General features: G+C 42.1%; 7 protein-coding genes. All 7 read left to right on the forward strand.

Features of this window, described 5'->3' with window-relative positions; all coding sequences use genetic code 11:
* Window positions 1-34: 34 nt before the first annotated feature.
* The 7 genes from HXY43_RS04605 to petJ all read left to right on the forward strand — a co-directional run bounded on the left by HXY43_RS04605 (window position 35) and on the right by petJ (window position 5,728).
* A complete protein-coding gene (locus HXY43_RS04605) occupies window positions 35-1,276 on the forward strand; it encodes an ABC transporter substrate-binding protein (RefSeq protein WP_290880556.1) in 1,242 nt (413 codons plus the stop codon).
* A 124-nt stretch (window positions 1,277-1,400) separates the two neighbouring features.
* Complete coding sequence (locus HXY43_RS04610) at window positions 1,401-2,309, forward strand: carbohydrate ABC transporter permease (protein WP_290880530.1); 909 nt, start codon at window positions 1,401-1,403, stop codon at window positions 2,307-2,309.
* Window positions 2,306-3,142 (forward strand): carbohydrate ABC transporter permease, encoded by an 837-nt coding sequence (locus HXY43_RS04615; protein WP_026733476.1) that lies wholly within the window; start codon window positions 2,306-2,308, stop codon window positions 3,140-3,142. Before HXY43_RS04610 ends, HXY43_RS04615 begins: the two co-directional genes overlap by 4 nt.
* 733 nt (window positions 3,143-3,875) lie before the next feature.
* A complete protein-coding gene (gene psbV / locus HXY43_RS04620; protein ID WP_290880534.1) occupies window positions 3,876-4,367 on the forward strand; it encodes a photosystem II cytochrome c-550 in 492 nt (163 codons plus the stop codon).
* A 205-nt stretch (window positions 4,368-4,572) separates the two neighbouring features.
* Window positions 4,573-4,992, forward strand: coding sequence for a plastocyanin (gene petE, locus HXY43_RS04625; RefSeq protein ID WP_290880536.1), 420 nt, complete (start codon window positions 4,573-4,575; stop codon window positions 4,990-4,992).
* A gap of 174 nt (window positions 4,993-5,166) precedes the next feature.
* A complete protein-coding gene (locus tag HXY43_RS04630; RefSeq protein ID WP_290880538.1) occupies window positions 5,167-5,445 on the forward strand; it encodes a hypothetical protein in 279 nt (92 codons plus the stop codon).
* Window positions 5,384-5,728 (forward strand): cytochrome c6 PetJ, encoded by a 345-nt coding sequence (gene petJ, locus HXY43_RS04635; RefSeq protein WP_290880540.1) that lies wholly within the window; start codon window positions 5,384-5,386, stop codon window positions 5,726-5,728. Before HXY43_RS04630 ends, petJ begins: the two co-directional genes overlap by 62 nt.
* Window positions 5,729-6,000 lie beyond the last annotated feature (272 nt).

Below are 6,000 nucleotides of genomic sequence, written 5' to 3' on the forward strand. Positions count from 1 at the left end.
GATAAAAAGAAGCTTGTTAAATTTCTTAACTTTAATGGTAGCGATCGCCCTCTGCGCGATCGGTTGCCAAAATCTATCCCTACCTAGCGCTTCCACAGCAACCACCCCAGTTGTCATTAAACTTAGTGGTTGGGGTTCAGATCCTACTGAGCAAAAACTATTGAAACAAGTACTAAAAGACTTTGAGACACAGCATCCAGGTATCAGAGTCAAGTATGAAGTCATTTCCGACCAATACATGGATGTGATTAAAACACGCTTGATTGGCGAAGCAGCACCTGATGTTTTCTATCTGGATGCTCTTGAGGCTCCTTTCCTGATGAGTCAGAACGTTCTAGAACCACTAGATGCTTATATTAACTCTGAATTTGACTTGCCAGATTTTGAAGAGACATTAATTAACAGCTTTAAGTACGACAACCATATCTATGGTCTGCCCAAAGACTATTCTACCCTTACCCTTTTTTATAACAAGCAAGCATTTGCTACGGCTGGCTTAACTAGTCCTCCCACTACCTGGGATGAACTGCTTACCTACTCCAAACAATTGACAGTAGATAAAAATCAAGACGGTAGAATTGACCAATACGGCTATGGAGTAATTCCAGAGTTAGCGCGTCAGGCATACAAAATCAAAGCTTTTGGTGGGCAACTGGTAGATGAAAATGGTTATGCAGCCTTCGCCTCTGAGGCTGGGTTGCAGGGATTGCAATTAGTAGTAGACCAGTATCAAAAAGACCGCACCTCCGCGCAAAAATCTGATGTCGGGACAAACTCAGGTAGTGAAATGTTCGGTCAAAGCAAGGTAGCAATGGTAATTGAGGGTAACTGGGCAATTCCCTATCTGAAGGAAACTTTTCCTCAGCTTGATTTTGCTACCGCAGAAGTACCAACTATTAATGACAAAAAAGGCACGATGGTATTTACTGTTGCCTATGTGATGAACAAACAGTCGCAGCACAAAGCCGAAGCTTGGGAGTTGATTTCCTATCTCACGGGCAAAGAAGGTATGGAAAAGTGGACAGCAACAGGCTTTGCCCTGCCAACACGCCAATCAGTAGCACAGAAATTGGGTTATGAACAAGACCCTGTGCGGTCTGCATTTTTGGCAGGAGTTGAATACGCCATGCCTTGGCAAGCAGGTAAGCATCCCGCAGCAATAATGAATAACTTTGACAACCAATTTGTCAGCGCCCTACTAGGACAACAACCCCTCAAGCAAGCAATGCAACGGGCGCAGGCAGAAGCTAATAAATTAATCCGGGCAATGGAGTAGTGGGATCAAAACCAACTAACTACTGAGTGAAAATCATTCATCTATCTGAGGGAGTATAATAGACAATCATGCGCCAACCATCGCTACAGCTACAGGGTGCGTGATTAGGCGGAGGTGTACCTTAGTGTTTGATTTAAGAAGGCGTCGACGAAAAGCCAGGTGGAATATCGCAGAAGACCTGGCTGGGTATGTGTTCATGACGCCCGCTATTCTGGTTTTGGTGAGTTTTGTAGTCCTGCCAATTGTTTGGGCGGTTTTCCTTTCCGTTCATAGAGTCCAACTTCTTGGCGGTATTGACTACGATTTCATTGGTTTTCGTAACTTTACGCGCCTCTTAGCAGATGAACGGGTTTGGATCGCCCTTAAGAATACAGCGGAATATGTCGCCATTGTAGTGCCAACGCAAACTGTTTTGGCCTTATTCCTCGCTGTTACTCTGAATTCTGGCATTCGCGGCAAAAACTGGTGGCGCATCCTTTACTTTTTGCCTACTGTCACCTCTTCCGCTGTGCTGACGCTAATTTTCATGTGGATTTATAACACCGATGGGCTACTCAATGATTTTCTCGCTTTTTTGAGGCTGCCCACCTACAACTGGTTGGGCGATCCGGCTGTAGCACTCAAAGGCATCATGATTATGAACATCTGGTCAACAGCACCGTTTTACATGGTCATCTACCTGGCAGCCTTACAGGATATCCCTCAATCACTATACGAGGCAGCAGAACTGGATGGTGCAAATGGCTGGCAAAAATTTATCTACGTTACAATTCCCATGCTCAAACCCGTTACCTTCTTTGTAGTGGCAATGGGAATAATTGGCACATTTCAGCTGTTTGATCAGTCTTATATATTCTCTAACGGCACTGGCGGGCCTAACAACGCCACTCTGACTGTAGTTTTACTAATATATCAAGCTGTGTTTCGGAACTTGCAAATGGGATACGGGGCTGCGATCGCCTTTTTGCTAGCAGTGGTTATCATTGCTATCACTCTGATTCAGCGGCGACTCTTCGGAGGCGAAAGAGTGTGAACAGTATCTCTCGCATCTCCTGGTTAAAAGTGCTGCTTTATACTGTACTGGCGCTATATGCGATTGTTACCCTCATCCCCTTTTTGTGGGCGCTTTCCGCTTCATTTAAACCCCTCTCCGAAATTGTTAGCGGCGAAATTAATTTCTTGCCCAAACACTTTACTTTAGATAACTACAAACAAATCTTTCTACAAGAACCGCTGTTTCTCCGCTGGCTGTTCAACAGTGTAGTCATTGCCGTTAGCGTCACCGTTTTAAACTTGCTGTTCAACTCAATGGCAGGTTACGCCCTCGCAAGGCTACGCTTTCGGGGTAGGCACTTTTGGTTCTTGCTGATTCTGGCAGTACTAGCAGTACCAGCACAAATAACGCTAATCCCGACATTTTTGATATTGAAAGCCTTTGGTTGGCTGAATTCTTACCAAGGCATGATTGTCCCTAGTATGGTTAATGCCACTTTCATCTTTATGATGCGGCAGTTTTTTGTCAACTTTCCCAAGGAATTAGAGGAAGCTGCTGCACTAGATGGCTTAACACCCTTCGGCATTTTCTGGCGTATTGTCTTACCTTTGGCGAAACCAGCATTAGCAGCACAGGCGGTTTTTGTGTTCATGGGTAGTTGGAATAATTTCTTGCTACCCGTGGTTATTTTGTTTGATCCAGAAATGTTTACCCTGCCTTTAGGACTGAACAGCTTCAAAGGTCAATATATCAGTTATTGGAATTACATCATGGCAGCTTCGATGGTGTTCACCTTGCCAGCTTTGGCAATTTACGCCTTTTTCAATCGGTATTTTATTCAAGGTGTGACTTTTACAGGGGGTAAAGGATAGAAAATCAAGGTTTCAATAATAGGGATTAATTGAAGTTTCAACTCGCAGTTGGTTTTGAGTCGCAGTATCGTAGGTGAGAGTTTCAATCCCTAATAGGGATTAATTGAAGTTTCAACGACTTGCCCTCACTGCGGTAATCATCATGATAGGGATGCGATCTGAAATTGAATCAACATTTATTTGTAAGTGCGATCGCAACACTGTACCAATCATTTATTTATGGTCTCAGATTTGTCTCAGATTTTTCTGGTCTTTACCGTATTAACTAACAAAACTAAAAAAATACTCATCCCTAGTAAAAATACTCATTGCTTCCCCATCACCCCATCTCAGAAAAATACTCCTTTCTAGTAAAAATACTTATTGCTTTTCTTCCCCTCTCCTACTCCCCATCACCCACCCAGTAGTTTGGGCGACAAATTGCCCTCTTAACGTGATATTTGTATAACAGCGACTCAATCTATATCTGTCAGTTAACAAGCATTATGGGTTTCGCAGACCTATTAATTGCAAAGATAGCAGCAGACTACAGTGAACCTGTAGCAAAGGAACTGTCTGTATGCAATCAATTGGGAATTGCCTATAAAACCAAAAGACGGTTTGGCGTTGGAGGATGCAAAGGTAATTATTTCCTAAGTTTTGTCTGAAACACGCTCAAACAGTACTAACGGCAGGAGGAGATTGAAGATCGCAATTTTAGCTGTGTTGAGCATCAAAATCTTTAAGGGGAAAGATGTTTAGAAGACTAATTGGCATTTTTGTAGCTACTGTGTTGCTGACGTTTCAGTTTGTTGTTGGTAGTGCAACAGCGGTGGAATTGGATGCAACTTCCCGCACAGTGCAATTAAATGATAAGGGTGACACAGTTTTAATCAGCCTTCAAGAACTTACACGAGGTAAACGCTTATTTAACAATACTTGCTCTCAGTGTCATCCTGGTGGTATTACCAAGACTAACCAAAACGTGGGACTTGACCCCGAAGCATTGGCGGGAGCAACACCACCCCGTAATTCCATCGAAGGACTTGTAGATTACATGAAAAATCCCACTACTTATGACGGTGAGGAAGAAATAGCCGAGTTACATCCCAGCATCAAGAGTGCTGATATTTTCACAGAAATGAGAAATCTCACTGATGATGACTTAAAGGCGATCGCCGGTTATATTCTGGTACAACCAAAGGTTGTGGGTATTAAGTGGGGCGGTGGTAAAATTTATTACTAAACCACTATAGCTGAATAGTCATTCCTTCTTAGTCATTAGTCAGTAGTCAGCAGTCCAATGTTATCGGAATGCTAGCGAATGGCTAATGACTTAATTTTTACGCGCTTTTTTAAAAAAACTTGTATCTACGACATATTGTCATATTTAGGCTTGATTTTATCTAAAATGAATAAGGGAAAATAAAACTTGTTGATAGGAGAAAGCCATGAAACTGATTGCGGCCACAGTGCGTCGCTTGGGTTTAGCTGTATTAACAATTCTTTTAGTGGTTAGCAGCTTTGCTATTTTTACTCCCAGCGCAGCAGCTGAGACATACACTGTAAAACTGGGTACTGATAAGGGAGCGCTGGCTTTTGAGCCATCAAAGTTGACAATTAAACCAGGAGATACAATTAAATGGGTGAATAACAAAGTTCCTCCTCATAACGTTGTATTTGATGCTGCTCTCAACCCTGCTAAAGATGCTGGTTTAGCTAAATCACTGTCTCACAAGCAGCCTATGATGATGAATCCTGGTCAAACTGAAGAAACAACCTTCCCAGCAGACGCACCTAAGGGTGAATATACCTTCTACTGCGAGCCTCACCGTGGTGCTGGCATGGTTGGCAAAATCACTGTTGAGTAATCAGGACACCACTGTTAAAACAGAATTATTTTCCTTGCTTGAAAGGGAAATTCAGCTAAGGTGAGCTTGGCGTATTCTGAAAGTGGTGCTTCACTACAGATAAAGAAGACACACGCCTAAGCTAAACAGCGGTGACGAGTCTTATTCCCAGTGTTGATATATAGTGTAAACTAGATGGCAAACAAAGGGATAGATTCGTCACCAGCAAATTTAACTTGTCGACAAAATATAAAAAAATTTAATTTTAAATACGAAATTTTTTTTGTACAAGGGAAAGTATTGACAGTTAGCCAAGGTAAATTTAACTCAAGCTGGAAAGCTTTTAGCAGCCATAGAATATTTACTGGAGAAGCTTCTTCTGTTGCTGGAAGCTTATTGCGAGGAAAAAGCCTTGAAAATACTTTTGTTAATCTTGCTGTTAGCGATCGCTCTCTTAAGTTTTACATTTATTAGTCCAGCAGTAGCAGCCGAAACATCTAAAGCTGCCAAAATTTTCAACTCTAACTGTGCTTCTTGTCATATAGGTGGTGGTAATATCCTAATTGCCGAAAAAACCTTGAAAAAGGAAGCATTGCAAAAGTATCTGAAAGATTATGACACAAACTCTATTGAGGCAATAATTTATCAAATACAGAATGGTAAAAATGCGATGCCTGCTTTCAAGAACAAGTTAAGTGAACAAGAAATTCTTGAGGTAGCTGCTTACGTTTTCCAGAAAGCCGAACAAGGCTGGTAAATTAGCAAGAACTTTATGTACAGACGCGAATATCTACGTCTTTACATTGTTATACCAATTCCCTTTAGCCATGAAACATATTTTGTTGTAGAGACGTTGCATGCAACGTCTCTACAGGATTTATATGTATCGTGATTAAAGTGAAATGGTATTATACCAAGTTGCGTTCAGACATAGCAATAGCAATTCGTGCCCTCTCCCCTTCCCCTGTTCCAAATTGGGAGAGGGGTGCCGACAGGCGGGGTGAGGGAAGTACTATCTTTGACTGCAAC

Source organism: Fischerella sp. (assembly GCF_013388695.1).
Classification (GTDB): Bacteria; Cyanobacteriota; Cyanobacteriia; order Cyanobacteriales; family Nostocaceae; genus PCC9605.